Raw genomic sequence first — 14293 nt, forward strand, 5'->3', positions numbered from 1 at the left:
GGCTGCTGGGGTCAGGTCTCGTTAAGGCACCAGGCTTACTTGCCCGGCATGAAGCCCAGCATCCACGAGAAGTCCACCGGCTCCCAGTGGCGGCCCGGGATGGTGGGCGGGATCACGGGCTTGCCGATGGACGGCCCATTGCCGATGGGGCCGCCATTGCCGGTGCCCGGCGGATTCAGGGCCACGTTGATGGCGGCGTAGCCGTGGCAGGTGATGCAGGAGGCCTGCTGCGGCAGGACCTGGGCATTGAACTCGACGAAGGAATTGCCGAGCTTGCCCTTGCTGGCGAGCGGCTGCTCGTACTGCGTCTGCGTGCCCACGAGGCGGTAGTTGCGGAACTCGGGCGGCAGGCCGGCCTGGTCCATCAGATTCGTCAGGTTCTTGGTGGCTGCGGTGGCCTGGCCCGTGCTGAGCGCCGGGTTGGAGCCCCAGGGATCGTTGCAGGACGAGTAGAGCGAGGGCTTGCAGCGGTTGGGGTTGGTCACCGGCGATTGCGGCTCGAAGGTGGCCCACAGCCAGTTGGGGTAGAGCTTGGACGAGATGTGCACGCCGACCAGGGCGTAGCAGACGCCGTCGATGGTCTGCACATAGACGCCTGCCGGCTTCTTGTCGCTGCAGTTGAAGAAGCTGGCGGCGTTGAGCGAGCTGGCGGCAATCCAGTCGGCCTTGATCTCCACGGCTTCCTTGGGGAAGTCCAGCGGCTTGCCCGTCGTGGCGATGTAGTCGGCCTGCCCGGTCCGGGTGGTCAGCGTGGCCCCGGGCTTGCCGCCGGGCGGCGCGGTGACGAAGGCGGCCTCGCTGGCATTCACGTAGACCTCCTCGCAGAACTGCGGATTGGCACCGAGATTGCCGGGCACGAAGGGCAGCAGGGACTTGGGCGTCTGGCTGGACTTGGACGTCATGGGCTGGCAGCCCGGCAGGCCGCTGGCCGCGGCGGTCGCCGAAGGGGTGTGCAGCTTGCCGCGGGTCGCCAGCAGGCTGATGGCGTGGCTGAAGCGCTTCTTCTCCTCACCGGTCTTGCAGCCCGGCGCGCCGGGATTGAGCCAGCAGGTCTGCTCCGTCCAGGTCTCCCAGTTGAGCTTCTGGCCCCCGGGCGTGTTGACCGTGCAGTGGGCGGCCACGAAGAGTTGCCAGGCGGTCTCCTCCTGCGTGGCGGCGGGCTTCAGCGGCAGGCTGCAGGCAGCCGGCGATGCGGCGGCGGGCATGCTTTGCGCCGCGGCAGGTCCCTGGCACAGCGCGAGGGCCGCCGCCGCCAGCGTGGCATGCGCGATCGAAGGACGCGAACGGCGCGCGGCACGTGAAGGCAGCGACAGGGCTTGCATGAGATTCATCGTGGGTCTCCCAAGTGTTGACAGCAGACGTCTTGTAGATAGGCGTTCCCGCTGCGGACGAACACCAGGACGCACCAACTGGTGCGCTGCTGATGCCAGCGTGCGCAGGGACGCCGTCCCGGCCGCTGCGGCAAGGTTCAGCCGTGCCCGCGGTCCGCAGGCTCGCATGGGGGGAGGGGAAGGGAATCTGTAAGTGCTGACAGGCCGCCGACACGCCGCACCTCGTGCAGGCGCGGCGGCCAGTGCTTCAGAGGGCCTTGCACAGGGCGTCGGCGAGGGGCAGGGACTGTGCACCCGGGCCGGCGCGCGGGGCTGCAGGATCTCGAACTGATCCACGTCGCTGTCGCGGGGCCGCGTCATTTCGTGCCTTGCGCCGAACCATCGAGGAAGGTCATGCGCTCCCAGCCATCCGGGCATGGACGCCCTCCGGGAGTCCCGATTGACGCGGGTCTGTGGCTCAGTCAGCCCCGCTCGTCATCCTGCAGCAGGCTCTTCACTTTGGTGGTGATGATGTCCACCGCCGGGCCGTTGGCACCGTGCGGAAGGATGACATCGGCGTTGCGCTTTGTCGGCTCGATGAACTGCTTGTGCATGGGGCGCACGGTTTCCAGGTACTGGTTCACCACCGACTCGGTGCTGCGGCCGCGCTCAGAGATGTCGCGCTGCAGCCGACGGATGAACCGAACGTCCGAGGCTGTGTCCACATAGATCTTCAGCGACATCATGTTGCGCAGCTTGGTGTCGTACAAGGCGAACAGGCCCTCGACCACGATCACCGGTGCGGGCTTCACGGTGATGGTTTCGCTGGAGCGGTTGTCGGCTGCGAAGTCATACACCGGCATCTCGATCGCCTCCCCCTTGCGCAGCGCGGCCAAGTGCTGTGCCATCAGTGGCCAGTCAAAGGCATCGGGATGGTCGTAGTTCTGCTTGCGCCGGTCTTCCGGCGGCATGTGGGACTGGTCGCGGTAGTAATCGTCCTGCATCACCACCGCCACCTTCTCCGGCCCGATGGCCGCCAGCACCTGGCGCGTCACCGTCGATTTGCCGCTGCCGCTGCCTCCAGCGACACCGATGACGAAGGGCTTGTGAGTGGTCTTGGGCATGAGCGTGTGCTGCGTGAGGAGGCGAAGCCACGAACTGTACAAGGAGGCGCGGGCGGGGAGGTGAGGGGCAGCGCTGGAGAGCTCTTCTGGCTGCAAGCTGTCAGTCGCCTCCAGCCGCTGGGCGGGGAGCTATCGATCCGGAGCGGACGTGGTCGCCGCAGGTGTAGGTGGCAGTTTGGCAGCGGGTGCGGCCGGTCGCGCTGATGACACTAGAAGTCCAGTCTCGGCCAGGACCAGACACTGACGACGCCTTCTTTGGTGCGTTCTAATGAACTGCAAGACTTGCGCTCGTGTCCTGGATGGGCAGGATGATCCGCTGGAGATCGACTGTGGTGGTGATCACTGTGGCAGCGTGGGCGCAACCGAAGCGGAGACTGGCGACGATGAGCCGCAGGCGGTCGCACGGGTTGTTGCGCGCAAGAGATTTGCGGAACGCGCCCCGACAGCACGGGGCGGTTGCAGCGTGCACGCTGCATTGAGGGGAACGGTTAATGGCAGATGCCAAGCAGACGATGAAGATGCCGGAACTCCTGGTCTACGCCAGGATGTTCGTTGTTGGCTTGGTTGGCGCTGAAGTAGGCAGGGCAGCTTATTACCTTGGGACTGCGTTCGCGCCTGTCATGGCTCATCTGGAGGTCTGGGCAACAGGGAGCGTGGTTCTGGCCGGACTGGCGATTTGTGTGGCCTACGCCGCAAATCGCGGCGCATTGACTGCCGCCGCACAAATGGGTCGAAGCGTTCGTCTCGACCTACTGATGGCTGTTTGTCTTGGAGCTTGGTCGAACGAGTTGACTCTGCCGTGGCTCTCGAAGTTTCACGCCGCCTTGAAGGCTGCAAACCCACATTGGGCGCCACTTGCTCTTCTGCTGTTTGCCACGGTGCTGTTATCGCCGCTCGTTCAGCGGCATTGGCCGAGAGGACGGCAGACAGCTTCGCAGCTCCAGTTCCTTGTGGACGAGGAGATCGGGCGCGAGACGGACGACTTGCTCTCCAACGAGGCACAAGCGAAGTCGTTCGCGGAAACCGTCCTCGCGAGCGGCGCTCACGCAGGATTGGTGTTCGGTGTGGATGGCCCCTGGGGCGTAGGCAAGACAAGCTTCATCAATCTTGCCGAACGCTACTGGGAACAAGCCGCCGACAAGGTGATTGTTTGTCGGTTTGAGCCCCTTCGATACGCATCCGAGCCAGATCTCGCTGATCGCTTGATTCGCGACCTGTCCGCCGCGATTCAGAGCCAGGTCTTTGCACCCGAGTTCCGTCCTACGGCCTCCCGATACTCTCGGCTCATCAAGGGTAAGGCTGACGTTTCGTTCCTGGGCTTCAAGCTCTCGCTGGAGCCTTCCCAGGAAACGGTCGATGAGTTGCTCGACGACATTGACGAGGTCCTTCGACGTATAGGTCGACGTGTGATCGTAGTCATCGACGACCTGGATCGTCTGGACGCGAAGACCGTCAACAACGTCCTATTCGCAACGCGACGCACCTTCAAGCTGTCGCAAGCGACCTACGTCCTTTGCTATGACACCGAGGTGCTGGCCGGTGGCAAGGAGGAAGGATCCAGGGCGCGTGAGTTCCTTGAGAAGTTTGTGACCGTCAAACTGAGCTTGTTCGTGGACAGCTCCAGCATCCGCAACTTCTTGCAACGCGACTGGGAAAAGAGCGAGAGCCAGCTCGGGTCCGTGCCATCGGACACGATGTTGAAGCTTGGTGCCGTTCTAAATGAGCTAGCTGAAATCTTGAGCGGTGATCTTGCCGCCAAGTACCTGCCTTTGCTCGGTGATCTGCGCAAGGTCAAGCGCTTCATCAACGCGATGTTGCTCATGCAGATTGAGAAGACCAATCTGGGCCGGACCGACTTTAACAAGCGTGACCTCATCAATTTGATGCTGCTGCACTTGAACTATCCAGGGTTGTTCAGGCGCATATACGCCGAGGAGACAGAGGGGCGTAGTGGTACTTTCTCGATTCGGCGCAAGTACGACGAACCAGATTTCAAGAACGCCGAAAGTTTTGCAGAGGTTAAGGAAGAGCATCCAGGTTCTGCCAGGTTCTTGCTGGAGCAGTTGTTTGACGTGGAGGTTCTGGAGCTGGGCGACGGGCGCAACATTGAAGAGTCCGTTCTTCGGTCTCGGGCGTGCTTCAACAAGGGCGATACCAGAAACCTGGAGGGCTTTCTGAAGCTCATCGTTCGCTTTGCCACGCCGGAGCCGCAGGAGACCTTTGTTCTCTACCAAACAGCCGTGGATCGGGTTCGAAACGGTCGGTCGATTGCCTCGGTTCTCGCGGAGGCTGATTTTGCACTGGAGCGAGCGGAGACCGCACACGACCAGTTCTGGCGGGTACTGGTCAATCAGGCCCACGACTTCACCAGCCCGACCGCAGAAGACGCTATCGAAACGCTCGTTGAGTACCTGCCACGCTACTCGTCGTTTGACAACGATGACCGTGGACTGCGGCCGAGGTCGATCTACTCGCTATTGCGGCTGTTGGATCGCGCGGGCTGGGGGCGTACTGCGGGCCGGCGACGCGTGAACAGTCCGGAGAACGTCATTGAGATCGCGTGGCGCATCTTTGGCGAGCACGCCTTCGTTGGAAGAGGCCTGCTGGAGCGGCTTGCTAGCCCAGACCGAGGCGTTCTGGGTTGGAACGACCTTATGCTCTTCAGGTTGCAGTGCTCAGCGGATCGCGGTGGCCAGTTGTACAACCTGCACACTGCGCTCATCGTCCACCAGGACATGTCTGCTCCAAGGTCCGGGTTGGTCAGTCAGTTGGCGCTGATGGGGATGAGGACGTTGTCTCAGCAGGTCTTCGCGCACTTCAAGCGCACTTACATTGAGAGTGGAAGGAACTTCTTCGCTGAAGCGCGTGAAGTGTCTGTCGGTGCGTTCCTCGGCCAGGCATTTGTGCATCTTCATGAGCAAGCTTCGCTCGACCCCGCATCCGAGCAAGGCGATACAACGGTTGCCCGTCGAGTTACGGCCGCACGGTCCTCTGCCGCGTCGTTCGTCATCAATCAGCTCAGCAATTCGCAGCCCCCGAATGGCTCTGGTGTTGGATGCGGTTACTACGATGAAAGCGGTGCCAAAGACGGCGGGGGCATCTCCATGTTGATGAACGAGTACGTCTTTGGCTTCTGCTTTAACCCGGCCGTCGACGTTAACAACGCGCTGCTGTTCATTGACCATTGCCTCGCCCACTTGAGCAGCCCGTTCCATACGGGGCGAGACGAAGAGGGCTATGTCGCAACCAAGTCTGGAATACCAGGCGGGTTGGATCCGAAGGCCATGGGAAGGTATTGGCTGACGCATGGCGATCACCTTCGGGCGCTGGCCCTCAAAGACAGCGGGCGATGCGTCTTTATGCCTAGTTACACAGCCTTCTATCGTGACGATCTCGATACGGTCTTTGCTGTACTGGATGAGCTGGCTGAGGAAGCAACTCCAAACCCTGCTGAATAGTGAAGCCGGCGGCAGGTTGTCGCGCGCTCCTCGAAGGTGACTGCGAGGCTGGCCCTTGCGATGACGCCGCGGGTCCGATCGTCGATCGAGAGGTGCTTCGGCACGCCGATTGGACGGCGGCTCCAGCGCTGCGCAATTAAAACAGCGAAGGTCCGCTTTGGGTCGGATAGCCGTCGGTCGTCACGCGTGTAACGAGCGGCAGCAAGCAGCCTTGAACTGGCGTAGCCCGCAGCTGGCCGACCTTCCGCTCCTGGCCAAGAGCAGTTCCCTGCCACCGACCTGACTCCTGACGGTTCGTGCTCCAGGCGCTCAGCATGATCAGGCGTCAATCCATGCCAGCCTGAGCCCGGACGGGACTGCTGCCTCTTCTTGCAGCAGCCTAGGCGCAGCCCCGTAGGCATCAGGGCTGTGGCCTGCGCTCCAAGGTCCGTCCCCAGACTTGTCCACAGAAGCTGTGGACGTCTGGGGCGGTGGCTCAGCGCATGAGCTCGCGGATCACGGCCACCGGCGCGCTGCCATAGCTCAGGAACTGGTCGTGGAAGGCCTTGAGGTCGAAGCGGTCCCCCAGGGCCTTCCGGCGCTCCTCGCGCAGGGCCATGATCTCGCTGTAGCCGCTGAAGTAGCTGGTGAGCTGGACCGAGGTCAGCTGTACGCGGCGCCACTTCTCGCGGGCCTCCTGCTCGGTCTGGAAGGCGCGCTGGGTCAGCAGGGCGATGGCCTCGTCCTGCGTCATGCCCAGCACGTGCACGCTGTAGTCCAGGATGGTGTTGGTGACGCTGCGCAGGTTCCACTTGCAGTACATGAGCCACATCTCGGGCGCATGGTCGCCGTAGCCGGCCTCCAGCATCATGCGCTCGCCATACACGGCCCAGCCTTCGATCATGGCGCCATTGCCGAACAGGGCCTTCACGAGGGACGGCGACTTGTTGGCATGGACCAGCTGGGTGTAATGCCCCGGAATGGCCTCGTGGATGTTCAGGATCTGCAGGATCCAATGGTTGTACTCGCGCAGGGTGCTCTCGGCCTGTTCGGGCTTGAGGTCGTCCAGCGGGGTGACGTTGTAGTAGGTGCGGTCCTGCGGGCGGTAGGGGCCGGGGGCCTCGATGCTGGCGCCGGCCACGCCGCGCTGGTAGGCGGGGGTCTCGCGCACCTGCAGGGGCTTCTCGGGGTCGATGGTGAGCAGGTCCTTGGCCTGGACGAAGGCCTGCAGCTGCGGGATCTGCTGCCGGATCTCAGCCAGGAAGTTCTCGGCCTTCACGTGCTTCACGGACAGCGCGGTGATCACGCGGTCGATCTTCTCCAGCCGGTCGGCGGGCTTGGGCCACTCGCCCTGGGTCTTGGTCCAGAGCTGGTCGGCCAGCTCGTCCATCTTCGCCAGCAGCTGCTCGCGGGTGGCCAGGGCCTTCTGGTAGGTCTGCTCGGCGCTGCTGGCGGACTGGATGTCCAGCTGGAACTTGCGCTCGTACAGCTCGCGGCCCAGGCGGAAGGAGCGGGCCTGGCCCTCCTTTCCATGGAGGCTGGCCAGCTTCTCGTCCAGGGCCTGCAGGCGCTGCTGGTAGCCCTTGACGGCGCTGCGTGCGGCGGCCAGGGCCTGGCGATCGGAGGTGGCGAGCAGGTGCTCCTCTTCGGCGGCTTTCTCGATCTCGTCGAACACCGCCAGCGTGCCGCCGATCTGGCTGATGGCCAGCTGGGTGTGCTCGCGGGTGGGCGTCTCGATGCTGGCGCGGGCTGCCGCGTAGTAGGCGGGCACGGCCTTGAGGCGGGTCAGCAGGGCCTTCAGACGCTGCGGTCGGGGGGCATAGTCGGTGTTCAGGATCAGGTCCATGGCACCGGCCACGTTGTAAATGGATGGGTTCCAAGCGAACTCGCGCAGGGTCTGCAGGTACCAGAGGTCCGACGCCAGCTTGTTCTGCAGCAGGATAAGGTCGGTGCGACCGCGGTCGGAGAGCTGAGCGGGCTTCAGCGTGGCGAACCGGGCCTGCCATTGCCGGGCAAAGCTCAGGGAGCGCTGGCGGCTTGCAGCATCCGGGGCCTGCAGTCGGGCTGCACCGTCAAAGCGGCCGGCGATCAGGGCGGCATCCGGGTCCAGCTTCCACAAGGCCTCGATGAACTGGTGGGCAAGGCGATCGAAGGCCGCGTCGGCGGACTGCTGCGTCGTGGCAGGCCCCAGGGCCTGTGTCGACCCAGGAGGGGGGCTCGCCTGGGGCGCGCTGGAGGTCGCGGCAAGGGTGGGCCCCGACCATGCGAGGGCCAGCGCAGCGCCCAGGATGCCGAGTCGCAGGCCCAGGCGGGACCAAGAGGTGCAAGGGGAAGTGGAGCGGGGGACGTGGGCGGCGCGCATGGGGGCTTTCTGGAAGTCGTGCGCCCCGGTCGGGCGCGAGGCGGCAGCATAGCGCTCCAGTCTCGTGCTGCCCCTCCGTTGCTGCCCCAGTGCGACTGTCTCAGGGGCGAAGTTCGAACACCGCGTAGCCTTCGCTCGCGTCCTGGACCCAGCGCAGGCGGCCTCCCTCGGGCAACAGGCGGCGCGCGGCCGGGCTGCCGCGGAACTGTGCCCGCGCACCCTCCGGCAGCTGCAGCGTCCAGCGACCCTCGTCGGCCTCGGGCGCGAAGGCCTGGCCCGACTGCAGCAGGCGCTGCAGGGCCTCGCGGTTCTCGTCCGGGGCGTCCAGCACGATGCGCTCCGGGCCCGCCCCGGGGAAGTTGCCGCCGCCGCCGGCGCGGTAGCTGTTGGTGGCCAGCAGGAAGCGCTGGTCGTCCCGCACGGGCTCGCCGTGATGGCGCAGCTCGCGGATACGGTGGGTGGTCACGGACGGCAGCCGCTTGCCGTCGGTGCCATAGCGGGCGGGCTGGGCGAGGTCGATCACATAGTCCAGGCCCAGGATCACGTCGTAGTTGAAGCTGGGCTGGGCCTCGTCGATCAGAGCCTGAGCCTCGGCCTGCCCGGGTGCCAGCTGCCGGAACTGCGCGGCCGAGCGCTCCAGCCACTCCCGCACCTCGGCGCCGCTGAGTTGCAGCACCTTCAGCGTGTTGGCGTAAGGGTAGAGCTCGGTCACATGCTTGACGGACATGGGGCCCGGGGCGATGTCCACATAGCTGCTCCAGCCCTGGCGCCCGCCGCTGCGGAAGGGGGCGGCGGCGCTGAGCAGGGGCAGGTCTTGCCAGCGCGTGCCGCGCAGGGCCTCGCGGGCATAGACCCGCTGGGCACGGGCGACGAGGGCCAGGGCCTCGGAGGGCTGGATGAGGTCGAAGTAGCTGTGCAGCGGCCGCGGGGCCTGGGCCACGGTCTGGCGGATCTGCGTCAGCGTGGCCTGGTGTGCGGGCTGAAGCAGGGCCTCCAGGGCGGTGTCGGGTTTGCCGTGCTCGTCGCGCAGGGCGCGCAGGCTGCTCTGGCTGTCTGTCACGCGCCAGCGGCCCGCACGCTTCTCCAGGCGCAGGTCGATCACGCCCAGGTGGCTGCCCCAGCTGCCGGGCATCACGGCGGGCACGCCGTGGATGCGGCCGTGGACCAGGTCCGCCCCTGCGTGCCGGGCAAAGGCGGGGCCGGGGAACTCGGCATGGGCGTGCCCCAGCAGCAGGGCATCCAGGCCGGGCAGCCGGGCGATGTCTCCGGCGCGGTTCTCGGCACCCTCGGCCTGGGGGGCGGCGTCGTAGCCGGAGTGGGCGAGGGCGACGACGAGGTCCGCGCCCGCGGCCCTCAGGCGGCGGATCTCGCGGCGGGCGGCCACCACCATGTCTTCGGCCACGACCCGGCCCTGCAGATGCTGGCGGTCCCATTGCAGGACCTGCGGCGGCAGCAGGCCCAGCACGCCGATGCGCAGGCGCTGCGGCCGGCCCTGATCGTCCCTGAAGTCCCGCTGCAGCAGCGCACTGGGCGTGAAGACCGGCTTGCCGCTGCGGGCCTCGCGCAGATTGCTGCTGATCACGGGGAAGCCGGCATGGGCATAGGCCTGCTTCAGAAAGGGCAGGCCGAAGTTGAACTCGTGGTTGCCGATGTTGGCCGCGTCATAGCCCAGCAGGCGCAGGGACTGCAGGGCCGGGTGCGCCTGCCCCGCGTGGCCCTGCTTCGCGATCACGTCGCCCATGGGCGAGCCCTGGATCAGGTCGCCGTTGTCCAGCAGCAGGTGGTTGGGCTGCTCGGCCCGTGCCTGGGCGATCAGCCGGGCGGTACGCGAGAGACCCTGTGTGGCGCTGGGCTGGTCCTGGTAGTAGTCGTAGGCCAGCAGGTTCATGTGGATGTCGCTGGTCTCCAGCAGGCGCAGCCGCAGGGTCTGGGCCTGCAGTCCGGCAGCCAGGCTCAGGCCGAGGAGGGCGAGCGCGCCGTGTCGCAGCCAGGGCGTTCGAGGGGTGGGGCGTCGTTCTTGCATGGGGCGAGGGTAGCGCAGACGGGCGTCGCGCCCCGGCCGCTGCCGCGCTTCAGGCTTTCCCTGATTCATAGCCTGGATCATGGGGATTGGCCGACGGATGCGGTACGCTGCCCGGGCGCACCGGCGTCTGGCGATCCCAGGCCTGTCCGGTGTGGGTGGCAGTGCCCGACCCGGTGGCTGCCAACTGCCTGAATTTCTGCATGGCATCACCATGCGGGAGCGATGTATGAGCGACAAGAACGAGCCCGGTGCGGTGCGCGCGCCGCTGCGCTTGCACGTGCCGGAGCCCACGGGGCGGCCGGGCTGCCACACCGATTTTTCCTATCTCAAGATCAGCGCGGCGGGCGAGGTGCCCCGGCCGGCGGTGGACGTGGCTCCGGTGGACACCGGCGACATGGCCCACAAGCTGATCCGCGTCCTCAACCAGGACGGCGAGGCCTGCGGCCCCTGGGCTCCCGAGCTGAGCGAGGCCCAGCTCAAGCGCGGCCTGCGGACCATGATGAAGACCCGCATCTTCGACGGCCGCATGCTCATCGCCCAGCGCCAGAAGAAGCTGAGCTTCTACATGCAGAGCCTGGGCGAGGAGGCCATCGGCAGCGCCCACGGCATGGCCCTGGAAGAGGGCGACATGTGCTTCCCCACCTACCGCCAGCAGAGCCTGCTGGTCGGGCGGGACGACGTGCCGCTGTCCGAGCTGATGTGCCAGCTGCTCTCCAATGAGAAGGACCCGCTCAAGGGCCGCCAGCTGCCGGTGATGTACTCCATCAAGCGCGCCGGCTTCTTCTCCATCTCCGGCAACCTGACCACGCAGTTCGTGCAGGCCGTGGGCTGGGGCATGGCCAGCGCCATCAAGGGCGACACCCGCATCGCCTCCGGCTGGGTGGGCGACGGCGCCACCGCCGAGAGCGACTTCCACAACGCCCTGGTCTTCGCCCACGTCTACCGCGCGCCGGTGATCCTCAACGTGGTCAACAACCAGTGGGCCATCTCGACCTTCCAGGCCATTGCCGGTGGCGAGGGCACGACCTTCGCCGCGCGTGGCGTGGGGGCAGGTATTGCCTCCCTGCGCGTGGACGGCAACGACTTCCTGGCCGTCTATGCCGTGACCCGCTGGGCCGCCGAGCGCGCCCGCAGCAATCTGGGACCCACCCTCATCGAGTGGGTGACCTACCGCGCGGGCCCGCACTCCACCTCGGACGACCCCAGCAAGTACCGCCCCTCTGACGACTGGACCCGCTTCCCCCTGGGCGATCCCATCGCCCGCCTCAAGCAGCACCTGATCCGCCGCGGCCTGTGGTCCGAGGAGCAGCACACCGCCCTGCAGGAGGAGCTCGAAGCCGAGGTGCTGGCCGCGCAGAAGCATGCCGAGAGCTTCGGCAGCCTGGCCGATGGCCACATCCCCAGCATCGCCTCCATGTTCGAGGACGTCTACGAAGACATGCCCCGGCACCTGCGCGAGCAGATGGCCGAGGCCCAAGCGTTTGGAGGCCGTCAATGAAGGCTGAGCAACTCCCCATCACCAAGGAGCAGGAGGCGCAGGACGCCGAGGGCAAGCCCGTCAACATGACCATGATCCAGGCCCTGCGCTCGGCCATGGACGTGATGCTGGCCCGCGACCCTGACGTGGTCGTCTTTGGCCAGGACGTGGGCTACTTCGGCGGCGTGTTCCGTTGCACCGACGGCCTGCAGGCCAAGTACGGCTCCCAGCGCGTCTTTGATGCCCCCATCTCCGAAGGCGGCATCGTCGGCGTGGCCGTGGGCATGGGTGCCTATGGCCTGCGTCCGGTGGCCGAGATCCAGTTCGCGGACTACTTCTATCCGGCCTCTGACCAGATCGTCTCGGAGGCCGCGCGCCTGCGCTACCGCTCGGCCGGCGACTTCACCGCGCCGCTGACCATCCGCATGCCCTGCGGCGGGGGCATCTACGGCGGGCAAACCCACAGCCAGAGCCCCGAGGCGCTGTTCACCCATGTCTGCGGCCTGCGCACGGTGATGCCGTCCAACCCCTACGACGCCAAGGGCTTGCTGATCGCCGCCATCGAGTGCAACGACCCGGTGATCTTCCTGGAGCCCAAGCGCCTCTACAACGGCCCCTTCGACGGTCACCACGACCGCCCGGCCACGCCCTGGACCGGCCATCCCAAGGCCCAGGTGCCGGAGGGCTACTACACGCTGCCGCTGGACAAGGCCACGGTCTACCGCCCCGGCCAGCAGCTGACGGTGCTGGCCTACGGGACCATGGTCTACGTGGCCGAGGCCGCCGCGAAGGAGACGGGGCTGGACGCCGAGATCATCGACCTGCGCGCCCTGTGGCCGCTGGACATCTCGACCGTCGTGGAGTCCGTGAAGAAGACCGGCCGCTGCGTGATCGTGCACGAGGCGACCCGCACCAGCGGCTTCGGCGCCGAGCTCTCGGCCCTGGTGCAGGAGCACTGCTTCTACCACCTGGAGGCGCCCATCGAGCGCGTCGCCGGCTGGGACACGCCCTATCCGCACGCCCAGGAGTGGGACTACTTCCCCGGCCCCGCCCGCGTGGCCGCGGCGCTGCGCCGGGTCATGGAGTCCTGAGCATGCAGAGCATGAAGGAGCAGCACGGCGCCCGCGCCGGCGCTCGTGAGCAATCGCGCCCTCGGGCGCAGCAGGGTCGCGCGATCGCGGCCCGGCAGGAGGTTTGATGAGCATTCATACGATCAAGATGCCCGACATCGGCGAAGGCATCGTCGAAGTCGAGCTGGTGGCCTGGCATGTGAAGCCGGGCGATGTGGTGCGCGAGGACCAGGTCGTCGCGGACGTGATGACGGACAAGGCCACGGTCGAGATTCCGTCTCCGGTCAAGGGCGTGGTCCAGCGCCTCGGTGCCGAGGCAGGCACCGTGATGCGCGTGGGCTCGGCGCTGATCGAGATCGCGATCGAAGGCGCGGCACCGGTGGAGACCGCGCCGGCCGCCGCGCCTGCCGCTGCAGCGGCCCCGGCACCCCTACCGGCACCGGCCGCGCCCGCGATGCCTGCGCATGCGCCGGCTGTGCCCGCCGTGCCGGGCGCCCGCCCCATCGCCTCGCCCTCGGTGCGCCGCCGTGCCTGGGAGCTGGGCGTGGACCTGTCCCAAGTGCGCGCCACCGGCACCGCCGGTCGCATCATGCACGCGGACGTGGAGGCCTTCGCGGCCTCCCATCCACACGGCCTGCAGCCCGGCAGTGGCGCGCCCTTCGCGAACGTGCCGGGCGCCACCGCGGCGGCCGCCCCCGTGCGGCCCAGCGAGCGTCATCTGGTCTCGCCCCGCGGTGACGGCATCGAGGCCAGCAAGGTCACGGGCCTGCGTCGCAAGATTGCCGAGAAGATGCAGGAGAGCAAGCGCCGCATCCCGCACTTCAGCTATGTGGAAGAGGTGGACGTCACCGAGCTGGAAGCCCTGCGCGAGCGCCTCAACGCCCTGCATGGCAAGACCCGCGGCAAGCTGACGGTGCTGCCGCTGCTGGTGCGCGCGGTGTGCCGCTCGCTGCGCGACTTCCCGCAGATCAACGCGCGCTTCGATGACGACGCCGGCGTGGTCAACCGCTACGAGGCCATGCACCTGGGCATCGCCGCGCAGACGCCGTCCGGGCTGATGGTGCCGGTGATCCGCCATGCCGAGGCCCTGGACCTCTGGAGCTGCGCGGCCGAGATCCGCCGCCTGGCGGAGGTGGCCCGCACCGGCAAGGCCACGCGGGACGAGCTCAGCGGCTCCACCTTCACCATCTCCAGCCTGGGGCCGCTGGGCGGCATCGTCACCACGCCGGTGATCAACCATCCCGAGGTGGGGATCCTGGGCGTGAACCGCATCGTCGAACGGCCCATGTTCAGGAGCGGCCAGGTGGTGGCGCGCCTGCTGATGAACCTGTCCTCGTCCTTCGACCACCGCGTGGTGGACGGGCAGGACGCGGCCGAGTTCATCCAGTCCATCCGCGCGCAGCTGGAGGCGCCGGCCACGCTGTTCATCGACTGACGCAGCGCCGCACCAAGGACAAGGGCGGCCCGCGGGCCGCCCTTTTTCATGGCGA

The 14293-nt window shown here is 66.8% G+C and carries 8 protein-coding genes; 4 read left to right on the forward strand and 4 right to left on the reverse strand.

All coding sequences use genetic code 11. The features are described from left to right. Window positions 1-35: 35 nt before the first annotated feature. On the reverse strand, window positions 36-1331 hold the full coding sequence (locus ABDJ40_RS23655) for a hypothetical protein (RefSeq protein ID WP_347613451.1): 1296 nt from the start codon (window positions 1329-1331) through the stop codon (window positions 36-38). Between the two features lie 461 nt (window positions 1332-1792). Then, the gene (gene udk, locus ABDJ40_RS23660; protein ID WP_269633229.1) at window positions 1793-2434 is read right to left on the reverse strand and encodes a uridine kinase; all 642 of its coding nucleotides are present in this window, start codon (window positions 2432-2434) and stop codon (window positions 1793-1795) included. 491 nt (window positions 2435-2925) lie between these two features. On the opposite strand from udk, the gene ABDJ40_RS23665 reads away from it, so the two are divergent. Next, window positions 2926-5892, forward strand: coding sequence for a KAP family NTPase (locus ABDJ40_RS23665; RefSeq protein WP_347613453.1), 2967 nt, complete (start codon window positions 2926-2928; stop codon window positions 5890-5892). A 475-nt stretch (window positions 5893-6367) separates the two neighbouring features. Here ABDJ40_RS23665 and ABDJ40_RS23670 read toward each other — a convergent pair whose 3' ends face one another. Together ABDJ40_RS23670 and ABDJ40_RS23675 are read right to left on the reverse strand one after the other, a co-directional pair. After that, window positions 6368-8233: a DUF885 domain-containing protein gene (locus ABDJ40_RS23670; protein ID WP_347613454.1), complete on the reverse strand. Its 1866-nt coding sequence runs from the start codon at window positions 8231-8233 to the stop codon at window positions 6368-6370. A gap of 100 nt (window positions 8234-8333) precedes the next feature. Continuing rightward, the gene (locus ABDJ40_RS23675) at window positions 8334-10256 is read right to left on the reverse strand and encodes a bifunctional 2',3'-cyclic-nucleotide 2'-phosphodiesterase/3'-nucleotidase (protein WP_347613455.1); all 1923 of its coding nucleotides are present in this window, start codon (window positions 10254-10256) and stop codon (window positions 8334-8336) included. A gap of 226 nt (window positions 10257-10482) precedes the next feature. Between ABDJ40_RS23675 and ABDJ40_RS23680 the strand changes: the two genes are divergently transcribed. The 3 genes from ABDJ40_RS23680 (at window position 10483) to ABDJ40_RS23690 (ending at window position 14238) form a co-directional block, all read left to right on the forward strand. Then, a complete protein-coding gene (locus tag ABDJ40_RS23680; RefSeq protein WP_269633226.1) occupies window positions 10483-11754 on the forward strand; it encodes a 3-methyl-2-oxobutanoate dehydrogenase (2-methylpropanoyl-transferring) subunit alpha in 1272 nt (423 codons plus the stop codon). Window positions 11755-11819: 65 nt separating this feature from the next. After that, the gene (locus ABDJ40_RS23685; RefSeq protein ID WP_269633243.1) at window positions 11820-12824 is read left to right on the forward strand and encodes an alpha-ketoacid dehydrogenase subunit beta; all 1005 of its coding nucleotides are present in this window, start codon (window positions 11820-11822) and stop codon (window positions 12822-12824) included. A gap of 106 nt (window positions 12825-12930) precedes the next feature. After that, window positions 12931-14238 carry a dihydrolipoamide acetyltransferase family protein gene (locus tag ABDJ40_RS23690; RefSeq protein ID WP_347613457.1) on the forward strand — a complete coding sequence of 436 codons (1308 nt, stop codon included), beginning with the start codon at window positions 12931-12933 and terminating at the stop codon, window positions 14236-14238. Window positions 14239-14293 lie beyond the last annotated feature (55 nt).

The sequence above is a fragment of the Roseateles flavus genome (assembly GCF_039872765.1).
GTDB lineage: Bacteria > Pseudomonadota > Gammaproteobacteria > Burkholderiales > Burkholderiaceae_C > Roseateles_B > Roseateles_B flavus.

What these genes read in the sequence shown, in the direction of transcription:
- ABDJ40_RS23655 (WP_347613451.1), bottom strand. Translation starts at nt 1,331, where the DNA reads ATGAATCTCATGCAAGCCCTGTCGCTGCCTTCACGTGCCGCGCGCCGT.
- udk (WP_269633229.1), bottom strand. Translation starts at nt 2,434, where the DNA reads ATGCCCAAGACCACTCACAAGCCCTTCGTCATCGGTGTCGCTGGAGGC.
- ABDJ40_RS23665 (WP_347613453.1), top strand. Translation starts at nt 2,926, where the DNA reads ATGGCAGATGCCAAGCAGACGATGAAGATGCCGGAACTCCTGGTCTAC.
- ABDJ40_RS23670 (WP_347613454.1), bottom strand. Translation starts at nt 8,233, where the DNA reads ATGCGCGCCGCCCACGTCCCCCGCTCCACTTCCCCTTGCACCTCTTGG.
- ABDJ40_RS23675 (WP_347613455.1), bottom strand. Translation starts at nt 10,256, where the DNA reads ATGCAAGAACGACGCCCCACCCCTCGAACGCCCTGGCTGCGACACGGC.
- ABDJ40_RS23680 (WP_269633226.1), top strand. Translation starts at nt 10,483, where the DNA reads ATGAGCGACAAGAACGAGCCCGGTGCGGTGCGCGCGCCGCTGCGCTTG.
- ABDJ40_RS23685 (WP_269633243.1), top strand. Translation starts at nt 11,820, where the DNA reads ATGACCATGATCCAGGCCCTGCGCTCGGCCATGGACGTGATGCTGGCC.
- ABDJ40_RS23690 (WP_347613457.1), top strand. Translation starts at nt 12,931, where the DNA reads ATGAGCATTCATACGATCAAGATGCCCGACATCGGCGAAGGCATCGTC.